General features: G+C 73.5%; 9 protein-coding genes. 5 read left to right on the top strand and 4 right to left on the bottom strand.

What is annotated here, in order from left to right:
- Positions 1-58 precede the first annotated feature (58 nt).
- From ACN27G_RS18365 to fxsT, 3 genes are read left to right on the top strand one after another with little or no spacing between them, the layout of a single operon-like run.
- Entirely contained in the window at positions 59-715 is a 657-nt protein-coding gene (locus tag ACN27G_RS18365) for a TIR-like protein FxsC (protein ID WP_421494023.1), read from the top strand.
- A complete protein-coding gene (locus ACN27G_RS18360) occupies positions 712-2,010 on the top strand; it encodes a TIR-like protein FxsC (RefSeq protein ID WP_421494022.1) in 1,299 nt (432 codons plus the stop codon). The genes ACN27G_RS18365 and ACN27G_RS18360 overlap by 4 nt, the downstream gene beginning before the upstream one ends.
- Positions 2,007-5,897: an FxSxx-COOH system tetratricopeptide repeat protein gene (fxsT, locus tag ACN27G_RS18355; RefSeq protein ID WP_421494021.1), complete on the top strand. Its 3,891-nt coding sequence runs from the start codon at positions 2,007-2,009 to the stop codon at positions 5,895-5,897. The genes ACN27G_RS18360 and fxsT overlap by 4 nt, the downstream gene beginning before the upstream one ends.
- Before the next feature lie 21 nt (positions 5,898-5,918).
- On the opposite strand, the gene ACN27G_RS18350 is transcribed toward fxsT, so the two are convergent.
- Entirely contained in the window at positions 5,919-6,845 is a 927-nt protein-coding gene (locus tag ACN27G_RS18350; protein ID WP_421494020.1) for an alpha/beta fold hydrolase, read from the bottom strand.
- 187 nt (positions 6,846-7,032) lie between these two features.
- Between ACN27G_RS18350 and ACN27G_RS18345 the strand changes: the two genes are divergently transcribed.
- On the top strand, positions 7,033-8,796 hold the full coding sequence (locus tag ACN27G_RS18345; protein WP_421497368.1) for a bifunctional 3'-5' exonuclease/DNA polymerase: 1,764 nt from the start codon (positions 7,033-7,035) through the stop codon (positions 8,794-8,796).
- Positions 8,797-8,915: 119 nt separating this feature from the next.
- Positions 8,916-9,512 (top strand): nucleotidyltransferase family protein, encoded by a 597-nt coding sequence (locus ACN27G_RS18340; protein ID WP_421494019.1) that lies wholly within the window; start codon positions 8,916-8,918, stop codon positions 9,510-9,512.
- An 82-nt stretch (positions 9,513-9,594) separates the two neighbouring features.
- Here the strand turns inward: ACN27G_RS18340 and ACN27G_RS18335 are convergent, their stop codons facing one another.
- The 3 genes from ACN27G_RS18335 to ACN27G_RS18325 all read right to left on the bottom strand — a co-directional run bounded on the left by ACN27G_RS18335 (position 9,595) and on the right by ACN27G_RS18325 (position 14,177).
- Positions 9,595-10,404 carry a metal-dependent hydrolase gene (locus ACN27G_RS18335; protein WP_421494018.1) on the bottom strand — a complete coding sequence of 270 codons (810 nt, stop codon included), beginning with the start codon at positions 10,402-10,404 and terminating at the stop codon, positions 9,595-9,597.
- Between the two features lie 374 nt (positions 10,405-10,778).
- Positions 10,779-12,095 (bottom strand): glycosyltransferase family 4 protein, encoded by a 1,317-nt coding sequence (locus ACN27G_RS18330; RefSeq protein WP_421494017.1) that lies wholly within the window; start codon positions 12,093-12,095, stop codon positions 10,779-10,781.
- 147 nt (positions 12,096-12,242) lie between these two features.
- Positions 12,243-14,177: an amylo-alpha-1,6-glucosidase gene (locus ACN27G_RS18325; protein WP_421494016.1), complete on the bottom strand. Its 1,935-nt coding sequence runs from the start codon at positions 14,175-14,177 to the stop codon at positions 12,243-12,245.
- Positions 14,178-14,372 lie beyond the last annotated feature (195 nt).

Genomic DNA, 14,372 nt, shown 5'->3' with positions numbered 1-14,372 from the left:
TGCTTACCTTGGGCGACGGCTGTGGGGTGACGCGTGGTCGACGGTGGGAGAGCGGCAGTTGGACGACGACAGGGTGGTGGACGATCCACTCGCTCCACTCTTCTTCGTCAGTTACGCCGTCATCAAACCGCCCCAGCGCACCCCCGGCGGGCGGCGCGAAGCCAACATCAACGCTCTGCGGCTCTTCTCCGAGCTGTCGATCCACGTGAACGCCCTGGTGAGCCGCCAGCCCGGCGCGGACCCCGGCTTCATCGACCGCAACATGCGCGGCGGCGAGCGGTGGACCCCGGACCTGCTGGAGGCCGCCGGGACCTGCCAGGTCTTCGTCGCGTTGCTCTCACCGGCCTATCTGGACAGTGAGTGGTGCGCGATGGAGTGGAACCTCTTCGCCAGCCGCGCGGTCGTACGGCGCGACGGCCGGCCCAGCAACGAGACCTGCATCCTGCCGGTGAGCTGGACCCCGGCGGACTCCTGCGAGCCGCCCGGCTACGTCCAGCGGTTCTCCCCGGACGGCACCCTGGACGGGGACCTGGTCCCGACCTATCACCAGGAGGGCCTCTACGGCCTGCTGTCGATGAAGGATCCCGCCAGTGATGTGGTGATCTGGAAGCTCGCCCAGCGCATCGTCGAACTGTCCCGGTCGCACTGGGTGGAGCCGCGGGTCCTGACCGAACCCGGCGGGCTCGACCGGACGTTCTCCAGGAGGGGTGGATGACCGGGATCGGCGCGGCGGCACCACCGGCGATCGGGAGCAGCACCTACTTCTTCCTCAGCTACGCCCACTCCGCGCCGATGCTGGAGGATCCCCGGCTCGATCCCGACAAGTGGGTCAAGGTCTTCTTCGACGACCTCTCGGCGGAGATCCGCCGCCGGATCTCCGCTCCGGACGACCGGCAGGTCGGTTTCTTCGACGCGCAACTGCACTCCGGCGCGGACTGGGCGGAGGCGCTGACCGAGGCGCTCGGCAACACCCAGGTCTTCGTACCGCTCTACTCGCCCGGCTACCTCAGCAACTCCTGGCCGCTCGGCGAGCTGGAGTCGTTCCGGCGCCGGTTGAGGGCGGCCCCGGTTGCCGAGAAGTACCGGCACATCGTCCCGGTGCTCTGGATCCCGCTGCCGTCCTGGGCGCAGAGCGCCGAGACCCGCGAGGCGTTCGAACTCGCCGGAGACGTCCCCGGCTACGCCGAGAACGGCCTCCGGGCGCTCTGCATGCTCGCCAGCTACCGCCCCGCGTACGACGAGGTCCTGCGCCGGCTCGCGACGGAGGTGACGCAGATCGCGCAGCGCCACCCGCTGCCGCCCTCCGTGGTGCCCAGGGTCGCCGAGGCGCGGCACACCTCGCTGGCCGAGGCGCAGTTCGTGGTCGTCGTCGCCGCGCCGACCCTGGCCGAGGCGCCGGCCGACCGGGACCCCGAGGTCTACACCGAGCGGAGCGAGCAGTGGCGTCCCTTCGGCCGGGCGCAGGCGCTGCCCGCCGCGAACTACGTCGCGAGCACGGCCGAGCGGCTGGGTCTGGCCACCTACATCACCAGCTTCGCGGACGCCGGTGACGCGATGGTCCGCTGCCCCTCGGTCCTGCTCATCGACCCGTGGGTGGTCAGCGACAGCGCCGGTGAGCACGACCTGGCGCTCGTCCTCAAACGCCTGCCCCGCTGGGTGATCCCGCTGGTGGTGCTGGACGACAGCGACCCGCACACCGCGGCCGTGGGCGCCCGGTACGCCGACCGGGTCGCCCGGATGCTCGGCGTGGCGAACCGCCCCCCGGCGAAGCGGATCCGCCAGTTGTCGGAGTTCGTGCAGATCATGCCCGAACTGGTGACCGAGGCGCGCCGGCAGTACCTCAAGAACGCCCCCGTCCTTCCGCCGGGCCGGCCCCGGGCCCGGCGGCCGCAGCTCGGCCGGCCCGAACCGTCGGGCAATCTCCCCGCGGGCACCGATCCCGCGGGCACCGATCCCGCGGGCACCGATCCCGCGGGCACCGATCGCGCAGGCACAGAAGAGGAACGATGACTGACGAACGCAACGGCCAGGTGGTCACGTTCTACTCGTTCAAGGGCGGCACCGGTCGGACCATGGCACTGGCCAACGTGGCCTGGATCCTCGCCGCGAACGGCAGGAAGGTGCTGGTCGCGGACTGGGACCTGGAGTCGCCCGGCCTGCACCGGTTCTTCCACCCCTTCATCGACATCAGCGTGCTGGCCGGCACCGGCGGGGTCATCGACATGATCCGCGGCTTCGAGACCCAGGCTTCGGCCAAGGACGCCGACGGCGTGCCGACGGTCGGCTCCCTGCCCGCCGGCTGGGAGGCGGAGTTCGCCCGGGTACGGCACTTCGCCTTCTCGCTGACCTACAGCTTCCCCGGCGGGGGCAGCCTGGACTTCCTCTCCGCCGGCCGGCAGAACCAGGACTACGTCGCCGGGATCAGCGGGCTGGACTGGGACGTCTTCTACGACGTGCTCGGCGGGGCGGCCTTCATCGACGCGCTCCGCGAGGACATGCGGCGCAACTACGACTACACGCTCATCGACAGCCGGACCGGGCTGAGCGACGTGGCGAGCATCTGCACCATCCACCTGCCGGACGTGCTTGTCGACTGCTTCACCCTGAGCGACCAGGGCATCGAGGGCGCGGCGCGGGTGGCCCGTGACGTCACCAGGCGGTACGGCAACCGGCGGATCCGGGTGCTGCCGGCGCCGATGCGGGTCGACCCGGCCGAACAGGACAAGGCCAACGCCGGCCGGGCGCTCGCCATGCACCGCTTCGCGGGCCTGCCGGCGGGGCTGGGCGAGGGGGACCGGCGGGACTACTGGGCCGAGGTCGAGGTGCCGTACGTGGCGTACTACGCGTACGAGGAGACGTTGGCGACCTTCGGCACCGACCGGGTGATGCTCTCCGCGTACGAGCGGCTGACCTCGGCGATCACCGAAGGCCAGGTCCGCTCGCTGCCCCGGATGGAGGAGGTGCTGCGGGACCAGTTGCGTTCCCAGTTCGAGCGCAAGCGGTTCCTGCCGCAGGGCGAGATCCTGCTGCGGTACTCCCCGAAGGACAAGGTCTGGGCGGAGTGGATCGAGCGGATCCTCGGGCCGGCCGGGATCCGGGTCGTCGACGTCTGGCCGGCGGAGGCGGGCGTGGGCCGGGAGGCCGTGCCGATCCGGACCCTGACCATCGTCTCGACCGGCTACGCGGAGAGCCCGCTGGACTCCCTGCCACCGGCCGAGACCCCCGGTTCGGGCACCCCGCTCGCGGTCTACGTCGACGACGTCAGGCCGCTGCCCGAGTTCCTGCCGGAGACGTCGGTCTTCCTGACCGGGGTGACCCGGGCGAGCGACGCGGTGGCGGCCCTGCTCCGGCTGGTCGGCCGGGTGGCGCCCGCCCCCGACGACGCCGGTGCGGCACCCGGGGCCCGCTATCCGGGCAGCGGACCCGAGTTGCAGAAGACCCCGGTCGCCAACGTGCAGTTCACCGGGCGGGACGAGAACCTGCGCAGGCTGCGGAACCTGCTCACCTCCGGCGTCAGTCGGGGATATTCACTTGTCGCGCTGCACGGGATGGGCGGCGTCGGCAAGAGCCAGATCGCCCTGGAGTACGCCCACCGGTTCCGGACGGCATACGACCTGGTGTTCTGGGTCGAGGCCGACCCACGGATCTTCATCGACACCCAGTTGGTCGAGCTCGGCGAGCGGATGGGCCTGCCGGACCAGGCGAACGTCCCGGCCGCCATCCGCCAGGTGCTCGACACGCTGGTCCGGGGCGACCGCTACCCGCGCTGGCTGCTGGTCTTCGACAACGTCGCCGACTACCACGAGATCGAGGAGTTCCTGCCGCAGGGCGGTCGGGGCCACATCATCATCACCGCCCGGGAGAAGACCTGGGAGGAGGGCGCGGAGACGATCGAGATCAGCCCGTTCAGCCGGGCCGAGAGCATCGAGCAGCTCCAGCGCCGGGCGCCCGGCATCTCCTCCGGGGACGCCGACCGGGTCGCCGAGGCGCTCGGTGACCTGCCGATCGCGCTGGCCCCGGCCGGCGCCTACCTGGCCGACAGCGGGATCAGCGTGGACGAGTACCTCGTGCAGCTTGCCGAGCAGGGGCCCGGGCTGGACACCTGGGGACCGTCCCTGGACCGGCTCAGGCAGGACTCGCCGGGCGCCTACCGGCTGCTGGAGATCTGTTCGGTGCTCTCGGTGAAGGTCTCCATCGAACTGCTCAACAGCAAGGGCATGGGTGAGCTGCTGCGCGGGGCCGACCCGTCGGTGCCGACCCGCTCCGGTGCGGCGAAGCTGATCCAGCGGACCAACCGGCTGGCCCTGCTGCGGCTCGACACCCGTGCCCAGCAGATCGAACTGCACCGCCTGCTGCGCGACGCCGTCCAGCGGCGGATGACCGGCGAGGAGCGGCAGGCGATCCGGCAGCAGGTGGTGAGCGCCCTGGCGGCGGCCCGGCCGGACAGCGACGTGGACGTGGCCGAGAACTGGGACCGCTTCCAACTGCTCTGGCCGCACCTGGAGGAGTCCGAGGAGGCCATGCGGGCGGCGCTCGACTCCCACGACCCGGCCGTACTGGACCTGCTTGTCGAACGGGTCCGCTACATCTGGCTGCGCGGCGTGCTCGAGCAGGCCCGCGAGTTGGCCGAGCGGATCCTCGAGGCGTGGGACGGCCGGCTCGGTGCCAGCACGGATCCGGCCGAGCGGGACGTGTTGCGCCCGCCGCTGCTGCGGCTGCGCTTCAACTACGCCAACGTGCTGCGCTCACAGGGCCACTTCGGACGGGCGTACACCACGGACGAGGCGACCCTGGCCGAGCAGCGGGAACTGCTCGGCGAGACGCACGCCGACGCGCTGATGACCGCCGGCAGCCTCGCCGCCGACCTGCGGGGTCTCGGCCGGTACGGCGAGGCGCTGACCCGGGACCAGCAGACCTACCGGATGTGGTCGCGGGACTTCGGTGACGACTTCCCGCGTACGCTCGCGGCGCTGAACAACCTGGCCGCCTCGATGCGGCTGGCCGGCAACACCCGGGAGGCGCAGCGCCTCGACGACCAGGTGTTCCAGCGACGTCGGGTGATGCTCGGCCGCAACAACCACTGGACGCTCGCCTCCGCCGTCAGCCTCGCCCGGGACCTGCGGGAGTCCGGTGACTACCAGCGGTCGCTGACCGAGTCCCAGGAGGCGCTGGCCGGCTACCAGGCTCTCTCCGGCCCGAACGCGGTGGCCACGCTGAACGCCCAGGTGAACCTGGCGGTGGCGCTGCGGACCGTGGGCCAGGCGACCGAGGCGGGCCGGCTGCTCGACGCCGCCTACGACGTGTTGCGGATGACGCTGGGCGACGAGAGTCCCGACACGCTGGCGGCCCGGCTGAGCCGGGCGACGAACCGGCTCACGTTGCGGCAGGTCGCCGAGGCCGAGGCGGAGCTGCGCGCGGTGCAGGCGGGCTACCAGCAGCTCTTCGACGGCCCGCATCCGCACATACTGGTCTGCGAGAACAACCTCGCGGTGGCGGCACGGGCACGGGGTGACCGGGCGTCCGCCCGCGGCTCGGCACAGGCGGCCGCGACCGGACTCGCCGGGATGCTGCATCCGGAGCACCCGTTCCTGCTCGCCGCCCAGATGAACCTGGCGGTAGGCAGGGCCGAGACCGGTGATCTCGGCGGCGCGGTCGAGCTGATGGAGGAGCTGCACAAGCGCATGCGTACGGCGCTCGTGCCGGGGCACCCGGACACGCTGCGCGCCGCCGCCAACCTGGCTCTGGTGCGGAACCTGCGCGAGCCGGACTCCGGTGCCGAGGAGTTCGACGCGGCCCTGGCGGAGCTGACCGGGCGGCTGGGCAACAGCCACCCGGACGTACGCCTGCTGGACGGGCGGACGCTGCTCGACCGGGTGCTGGAGCCGCACCCGTTCTGATCCGCGACGGGGCCGGCCGGGTCAGGCCGGAGCGGTCGGATGGAGGTCGACCAGCTCCGGCCGGGGGAGGGCGAGCCAGGCGAGGATGTCCGGCAGGATCTGCACGGCGGCGAAGTGCCCCACCCCGGGTTGCACGTCGACCTCGGCATGCCGGATCTGCGACTGGAGCCACCGGGTGTGCGCGACGGGTGAGAAGTGGTCCTCGGCGCCGTGCCAGAGCCGGACCGGCACCTTGATCGAGGAGAGGTCGAAGCCCCAGTCGCGGCTGAGCGCCAACGCGTCGTCGATCCAGCCGTCGGCGCCGAACCGCACCGCCTCGGCGTAACTCTCGGTCAGCAGCCGGCGCAGCGCGACGTCCTCGACCACGTTGCGGTCGGCGGCGCTCAACTCGCCGTCGATGAAGCTGACCACACTCGAGGGATCCCGCCGGGTGCGGTCGGCCCGGATGGTCAGCGACTCGATCAGCCGGCGCCGGTCGGAGGTCGCCTCCTGGTATGCCTGGATGTTGGAGGGGGCCATGCCGTCGTACCAGTCCAGGCCGGCGGCGTCGGAGGGAGCCGGGGAGACCAGCACCGCGGCCCGGGTGAGCCGGCCGGTGAACAGGTCGCTGGCGGCGCAGGCGAGGGCGTGCGGTCCTCCGCCGGAGCGGCCCACGACGGCGAACTCGTCCAGCTCGAGATGATCGGCGATCGCCTGCACGTCGAGGACCGCGTCGACGACCCGGCGGCCCGGATGGCGGGTGGACCTGCCGTAGCCCGGCCGGTCGTAACAGATCAACCGGATGCCGAGCAGGTGGAGGATCATGCCCCGGGGCTTCGGGCCGCTGCGGCTGCCGGGCATGCCGTGCATCAGGAAGACGGGGAACCCGTTCGCGTCGCCGGAGGTCTCGACCACGAGCGTCCGGCCGCCCAGCTGGACGTCCCACTCGGTCGGCCGCTCCTGTGCCACCCTGCGCCCTCCTGTCGAGCCTCCTGGAGGGCGACGTCGAGGAGCACCAGCACGCACCGCCTCGGCTGAGGCTCCCCCGCCCAATCACGATGGGGCTGATTTCTGGAGGATTCAGCGTATCGCTTTATGACTTGGCTCACCAGCAGCGGCCGGCGGGCCGGTGGAAGTTCTCGCTCGGCCGCCGGGGATGTCGGTCGGGGCGGGCAGAATCGTCGGCGTGCAGGTGGCGGTGGCTCGCGACGAGGAGGGCGACGGAGGCCAGCTCGTGCCGCTGCGGCCGGACGGCCGGCCCGCCGGCCCCGCCGAGCAGGTTCCCGACCTTGCCACGGCGGTCGCGGCCCGGGAGCGGGCCGACCGGCCACGCTGGGTCTGGGCCTGCACCGCCGCGATCTATCCCGGCCTGCTGCGCCGGGGTTGCCGGGTGGAGCGCTGCCACGATGTCGAGCTGACCGAGGCGCTGCTGCTCGGCCAGGACGGGCGCTGGGGCGAGCCGCGCGGGCTGGGCGCCGCGTGGGCCCGGCTGACCGGCGCGCCCGTGCCGGCCGATCCGCCACCCCGGGCCGCCGCGCCGCCCGGCGACGGCCAGACCGCGCTCTTCGACGTCGTGCCGGGACGGCCGCCGCTCGGCCTCGAGCCCCTGGTCCGGGTCTACGCCGACCAGCAGCGCCGGGCCGCGTCGACCGCGGATCCGGGACGGTTCCGGCTGCTGGTCGCGGCCGAGTCCGCCGGTGCGCTCAGCGCCGCCGAGATGACCGCGGCGGGGCTGCCCTGGCGGGCCGACGTGCACGACGCGCTCCTGGTCGACCTGCTCGGCGAGCCCTCTCCGGTGGGCGGGCCGCCACGGCGGCTGGCGGAACTCTCCGCGCGGATCGCGGCCGCCTTCGGGGTCCGCCACCTGCACGCCGAGTCCCCGGCCGAGCTGCTCCGCGCCTTTGCCCGGGCCGGCCACGACCTGCCGAGCACCCGCGCCTGGGTGCTGCGCGGCATCGACCATCCGGCGGTTCCGCTGGTGCTGCAATACAAGGAGCTCTACCGGATCTGGACGGCGCACGGCTGGGCCTGGCGGGACGCGTGGGTGCGGGGCGGCCGGTTCCGTCCCGAGTACGTCCCGGGCGGCGTCGTCTCCGGGCGCTGGGCGACCCGGGGCGGCGGCGCGTTGCAGATTCCCAAGGTGGTCCGGCGGGCGGTGCTGGCCGATCCGGGCTGGCGGTTCGTGGTCGCCGACGCCGGCCAGTTGGAGCCCCGGGTGCTGGCGGCGGTCTCCGGGGATGCCCGGCTCGCCGCCGCCGGTGGCGCCGGTGACCTCTACGCCGCACTCGCCCGGGAGAGCTTCGGCGGTGACCGGGCGCGGGCCAAGCTGGCCCTGCTCGGCGCGATGTACGGCCAGACGGGTGGCTCCGCGATCCCCGCCCTGGCGGTGCTGCGCCGCAGTTACCCGACCGCTTTCGAATACGTCGAGGCGGCCGCGCGGACCGGTGAGGGCGGTGGGCTGGTGCGCTCCTGGCTGGGGCGTACCTGCCCGCCGGCCTCGGTCGCGCTCCGGGAGTCCGAGGAGGGGGAGGGGACGGTGGTCGAGGCCGGCGGCGTCGACCCGTTCGGGCCGCGTGCCCGGGCCGCCGCCAGGGCCCGGGGCCGGTTCACCCGCAACTTCGTCATCCAGGCCACCGCGGCGGAGTGGGCGCTGACCCTGCTCGCCGGGCTGCGCAACGGGCTGGCCCGCCTCGGCGACGATTCCGCCGCCGGGGCGGGTTCCGGGCCGGTTGGCCGCGCCGAGCTGGTCTTCTTCCAGCACGACGAGGTGCTCGTGCACTGCCCGGCGGAGCAGGCCGACCGGGTGACCGCCCTGGTGCAGGAGGCGGCGGTGCAGGCCGGGCGGCTGCTCTTCGGCGCGACGCCGGTCCGGTTCCCCCTCGACATCTCCGTGGTGACCTGTTACGCCGACGCGGCTTAGCTCCCGAATTAGTCCGTTTAGTGCCGATACCTCGCCCGCGCCCGCTCGTTGGGTCCGTTGTGCACGCGGCGGAAACGCGTGCCCGGCGGAAGGTGAGGCAGCTGAACCGGATCGCAGGAATGATCATCGCCGCGGGTGGGGGACGCCGGATCGGCGGCCCGGAGGCGTTGCTGCACCAGGGCGGGAGACCCCTGGTGAACCAGGTGCTCGACACGATGCGTGCGGCGGGCTGTGGGTCGCTGGTCGTGGTCCTCGGGGCCGCGGCCGAGCAGGTCCGGTCGACCGCCGACCTCTCCGGGGCGACGGTGGTGGTCAACCGTTCCTGGGGGACCGGGATCGGGTCGTCCATCCGGCTCGGCCTGGACGCCGTGCCGGCCGGGGTCGAGGCGGTGGTGGTGGTCCCGGTGGACATGCCGGGCCTGACCGAGGCGGCGGTACGCCGGGTGGCGGCGCTGCCCTATCCGGAGGCCCTGGTCTGCGCCACCTACGACGGGTTGCGCGGCTATCCCATGCTCTTCGGCCGCCGGCACTGGCCGGGCATCGCCGCGCTGGCCAACGCCGACGTCGGCGCCCGACCCTACCTGATGGCGCACAAGGACGAGATCGTCGACATCGCCTGCGACACCGTGGCCGACGGCAGCCGGGCGAACACTCCGGAGCTGCTCGCCGCCTGGAACCTGACCGTCCCGGTCCCCGCCCAGCGGGTCGCCGTCTGAGGCGTAAGGAAGGGCCCCCGCTTATCGTTTTCTGTAGTAGAAGGGCCCCCTGTTGACGCCCGGGCGCCGCCGGTCGGGCGGGTCACACCTCGATGTCGAAGCGGCGCAGCACCGACGGGGCGAGCAGGCCGAGCGCGGAGAGGATGGCGATCACCGTGAAGACGCTGCGCAGCACCACCGTCTCCACCTTGCCGCCGACCTTGACCGCGATCTTGTTCGGGATGCCGATCATCATCCACATGCGACGCTTGATCGGCACCGGCCAGAGGATCGGTACGCCGTTGCTGGTGATGATGTCACCCATGATGTGCACGAAACAGCCGACGCCGACCGCCACCCCGAGCATCGGGTAGCCCCGGTCGCCGGGGAGGTGCAGGAAGGTGAAATAGGCCGCCGCCGCCGACACCAGGGTCACGATGACCCAGCCCGCCCGCTTCGCCCACTCGTCGAAGAGGCCACGCAGCGCCAGACCGATCATGAAGAAGAGGATGCCGATCACGGCCCACTTGCCGTACGCGGTGCAGAGGGCGGTGGTGCCCCAACCGACCAGCACGGTGAACGGCAGGGTGTGGGTGAGCGTACGGTGGCCGTTGTTCCGATGTGGATCCTTGCTCAGCTTGGTGGCGTGGTAGACGCCGAGGGAGATCTTCTCCATCACCTCGGCGAAGAAGAGCGACACCACGCCGAAGGTGCGGGCCACGGTCGCGCCGCCCTGGTTGCGGGTGACCTTGCCGGACATGTCGAGGTCGGGGAAGAGCGCCCCACCCGCGCAGACCGCCGTGCCGACCGCGATCGCCAGCGGTGACTGCTCGTAGCCGGCGAAGTAGTCCAGACCCCAGGACCCGGCCAGCCAGACCGCGGCACCGGACAGCGCATGGGATGGCCCCATCATCGTTCTGCATCCTCCCCAGGAACATCCCGTACGGCTGGCGACACTGTGCCAAACCGCCGATCCCGAGGCAATCACCAAGTGATCCACTGTGGGTTGCCGGCGTGTCGCGGACCGGACCGGCCGCGCCGGGAGCCGGCCCACCGGCGCCGCCGGCCCCACGGCGCACCGGCGCCGCCGGCCCCACGGCGCCGCCGGCCCCACGGCGCCGCCGGCCCCACGGCGCCGCCGGCCCCACGGCGCCGCCGGCCCCACGGCCCGGCGGCGCCGGTCGAATCCGGCCCGCGCTGTCGGTATAAGCTGCCGGTCGAACCCGGACCCGGCGGGGTCGGTCGAACCGGACCCGGCGGGGTCGGCAGTGCCGGTTCGGTGCCGGGTCAGCAGGCGGCGCCGTCGAGGGCCAGCAGGTTCCCCTCGGGTACGACGATCCGCGCCGCCCCGCTGCCGGCCCGGACGCGCGGGGCGGGGCCGGCGTTCGCCGCGCTGGCGTAGACCGCGGCCGTGCGGGCGGCGATGCTCGCCCAGCCGTACCGCTCGGTGACCATGGTGCGGGCCCGGCGGGCGACCCGGCGGGCGAAGACCTCGTCGCCGAGGAGCGAGTCGACGGCACCGGCCAGCGCGTCCGGGTCGCTGTGCGGGAAGGTGACCCCGGTGACCCCGGGCTCCACGATCTCGGCGAGCCCGCCGGTGGCGGCGACCGCCAGCGGCGCCCCGGCGGCGGCCGCCTCCAGGGCGACCATCCCGAACGGCTCGTAGAGGCTCGGCACCACCGTCGCGTCGGTGGCGGCGAGCACCGCCGGCAACTGCCGCTCGGTCATGAACCCGGCGAAGCGTACGCTCTCCGCCAGCCCGAGCCGCTGCGCCTGCTCCTGCAACTCCTGCCGGTACGGACCGTCGCCGGCGATCACCACCCGGAGTTCCGGGTGCCGCTCCCGCAGCCTCGGCACCGCGTGCACCAGGTGCTGCACGCCCTTCTCGTAGACGAGCCGGCCGGCGAACCCGACCAGCGGGCCGGCGCCGGCGTACCGCTTCCGCGCGGCGGCGACGGCCCGGGGCTGGGCCGACCAGGCCCGGTCGTCGACACCGTTCGGCACCACCTCGACGTGCCCGTCCGGGAGCCCGAAGAGCCCCTTCACCTGGTCCCGCATGTAGCCGGAGCAGGTGATGACCCGGTGTGACTCGGCGCTGAGCCAGTGCTCGACCGAGTGGATGGTCCGGTTCATCTCGTCCGGCAGCCAGCCCTGGTGCCGGCCCGCCTCGGTGGCGTGGATCGTCGTGACCAGCGGGATGTCCAGGTGGTCGGCGAGGGTGATCGCGGTGTGCGCGACGAGCCAGTCGTGGGCGTGGATCACGTCGTAGTCGCCCGTCCTGGCGGCCCGCAGGGCGGTCCGGGTCAGAGTGTGGTTGAACGCCATGGTCCAGGCGAGCAGGCTCGGGGTGGCCAGCGGGAACCCGACCGGGTCCTCGGGGGCGCGCACCACGTGCACCCCGTCGGCGTACGCCTCCACCGGGGCGCCCTCGCCGTGCCGGGTGACCACGGTGACCTGGTGCCCGGCGGCGGCCAGCGCGGTGGCCAGGGCGTGCACGTGCCGGCCGAGCCCGCCGACGAGCACCGGCGGGTACTCCCAGGAGAGGATGAGTATCTTCAGCGGGCGGGCTACCGGGAAGGTGATGACGTCGGCAGTCGGTGACATGGCCCAGCCCCCTTTGAGTTGATTCCCACGCACACGCGTATTGACACCTGTTACGGGTGCCTACGCGTCATTGGGTTGGCGCCAATACTGCCGGCGGCGGGAAAATTGGTGAAGACGCGGCCGTTGCGGGGATGTAACGGCGCTCGGTCAGCTTCGGCGTACGCGTAGAAGTTCCGCCACCGACCAGGCCTGGAACGGCGCCCCGGTGGCGCCGTGCGGCGGCAGGCCGTCCGCGGTCTCGCTGACCGAGCCGAGTCCGTACTCGGACAGGTGCGCGACCAGTCCGGCGAAGAGGTCGTCGACGGGGAGGCCGGCGCGGCGGCAGGCGTCCGCGTACGGGCCGATCAGCCAGGGCCAGACGGTGCCCTGGTGGTAGCCGGAGTCGCGGTCCGCCGGGCCGCCCCGGTGCCGCTCGACGTAGCCGGGGCTCTCCGGGGCGAGGCTGCGCGGGCCGAGCGGGGTCAGCAGGGCCTCGCCGATCCGGCGCAGCACCGTCGGATCCGGGTCCAGCGGCGGGTACGGCAGCGACCAGGCGAGCAGCTGGTTCGGCCGGAGCAGGTCGTCGTCGTGGCCGTCGCCGGCTCCGCGCGGATAGGCCGGCGGCGGGGCGTCGACCACGTCGTGGAGCCAGCCGGCCGGCGCCGGGAAGCGGCGCCGGAACGCCGCCCGGGCCCGCTGGTGCGCGGCCGGTGCCGGGCCGGGCTCCTGCCCGAGCAGCCGGGCCAGTTCGGTGACCGCGGCCAGCCCGTTGATCCAGAGCGCGTTCACCTCGACCGGCTTGCCGGCCCGCTGGGTCACCGGCTCGCCGTCGACCCGGGCGTCCATCCAGGTCAGCGCCTCGCCGCGGGCGCCCTGGGTGAGCAGCCCGTCGGCCGGGTCGGCGACGATGCCGTACCGGGTGCCCCGCAGGTGGTGCTCGACCACCGTCCGCAGCGCCGGCAGCAGTTCGGCGCCGAGGTCGGTGTCGCCGGTGACCGCCACGTGCCGGGCCACCGCGTGCACGAACCAGAGCGTGCCGTCGACCGTGTTGAACTCCACCCGCCCGGTGTCGGCGGTGTTCGCCAGCATCCCCTCCGAGAGCGTTGCCGCGTACGCCCGGAGCAGCTCCCGCCCCTCGTCGGGCCGACCGGTGGCGAGGAACAACCCCTCGTACGCGATCATCGTGTCCCGGGACCAGGCGCCGAACCACGGATAGCCGGCCACCACGTCCGGCCCGGTGCCGGTGCGGACCACGAACGCGTCGGCGGCCAGGGTCAGCGTCGCCGCCGCCGCGTCGGCCGGCTTCCCGGCCGCCACCACCCGGCGGTTGCGCCGCCGGGCCGCCTCGATCACCTCGTCGGCCGGTGGTGGCTCCTCGGCCAGGTCGCCGGCCCAGGCCAGGACCGAGACGCTGTCGCCGGGGCGGTCCAGCGCGCCGGTGAAGCGGCCGGCATACCAGAGGTCCTCCTCCGGGGCGAGTCCCCGGGCCGCCTCCTCCCGGTGGTGCACCCCGTGCCACCACTGGCCCTCGGCCACCCACTCCGGCCCGGCGAGCCGGAACGCCTCCTCGACGACCGCGCCGCCGGCCACCGGCTCGATCTTCGGCGCCGGGCCGTCGGCCCGCCGCTCGCCGTGCCCGTCCCGCCAGGTCACCACGGCGGCGAGGCCGAGCCGGGCCGGGCCGCCGGCCACCAGCCGGTGCCGGACCGCCAGACAGGACCGGCCGTACGCCATGGCCAGCTCCCGCTCCAGCACCAGGTCGCCGATCCGCCACCGCCACCGGGGCAGCCCGTCGACCAGCTCGAAGCGCTCCAGCAGCTCGTAGCCGCGCGGGTCGACGTCGCCGGAGCGCCACTCGTGCGCACCGAGCCGGACCGCCGCGCCGGAGGGAAGGATCAGCTCCGGGTCCAGGCTGACCAGCCCGAGCCGGCGGGCCGCCGGAGTCTCACCGGCGACCATCAGCAACCCGTGGTAGCGCCGGGTACGCAGCCCGCTCACCGTGCCCATCGCGTACCCGCCGAGGCCGTCCGGGACCAGCCATTCCCGGTCGACGCCGGCCTCCAGGTGGCCGCAGACCCGCGGCCCGAACTCGATCGGCAGCATGGCGCCCATGATGCCCTCTCCGGTGACGGAGCGCACACGGGTGATGGCGAGCGTCACTACCCCGCTCGGCCGTGCCGGCGGCCCCTCCCGCCCGCGCGCTGGCCGGTGCCTTCCTCCGCCGTGTCGGCGGCCCCCTTCCTCCGCCGTGCCGGCCGGCCCCCCTTCCTCCGCCGTGTCGGCGGCCCCCCTTCCTCC

Origin of the sequence: Plantactinospora sp. WMMB334 (assembly GCF_049179095.1) — a bacterium.
Taxonomy (GTDB): domain Bacteria; phylum Actinomycetota; class Actinomycetes; order Mycobacteriales; family Micromonosporaceae; genus Plantactinospora.
The sequence above is the reverse complement of the archived record's forward strand: the minus strand, read 5'-3'. Positions and strand labels throughout refer to the sequence as shown.

Excerpts from the sequence above, each read along its gene's own strand:
- ACN27G_RS18330 (WP_421494017.1), bottom strand. The coding sequence starts at position 12,095 with ATGTCACCGACTGCCGACGTCATCACCTTCCCGGTAGCCCGCCCGCTG.
- ACN27G_RS18335 (WP_421494018.1), bottom strand. The coding sequence starts at position 10,404 with ATGATGGGGCCATCCCATGCGCTGTCCGGTGCCGCGGTCTGGCTGGCC.
- ACN27G_RS18360 (WP_421494022.1), top strand. The coding sequence starts at position 712 with ATGACCGGGATCGGCGCGGCGGCACCACCGGCGATCGGGAGCAGCACC.
- ACN27G_RS18340 (WP_421494019.1), top strand. The coding sequence starts at position 8,916 with ATGATCATCGCCGCGGGTGGGGGACGCCGGATCGGCGGCCCGGAGGCG.
- ACN27G_RS18325 (WP_421494016.1), bottom strand. The coding sequence starts at position 14,177 with ATGCTGCCGATCGAGTTCGGGCCGCGGGTCTGCGGCCACCTGGAGGCC.
- ACN27G_RS18345 (WP_421497368.1), top strand. The coding sequence starts at position 7,033 with ATGTCGGTCGGGGCGGGCAGAATCGTCGGCGTGCAGGTGGCGGTGGCT.
- fxsT (WP_421494021.1), top strand. The coding sequence starts at position 2,007 with ATGACTGACGAACGCAACGGCCAGGTGGTCACGTTCTACTCGTTCAAG.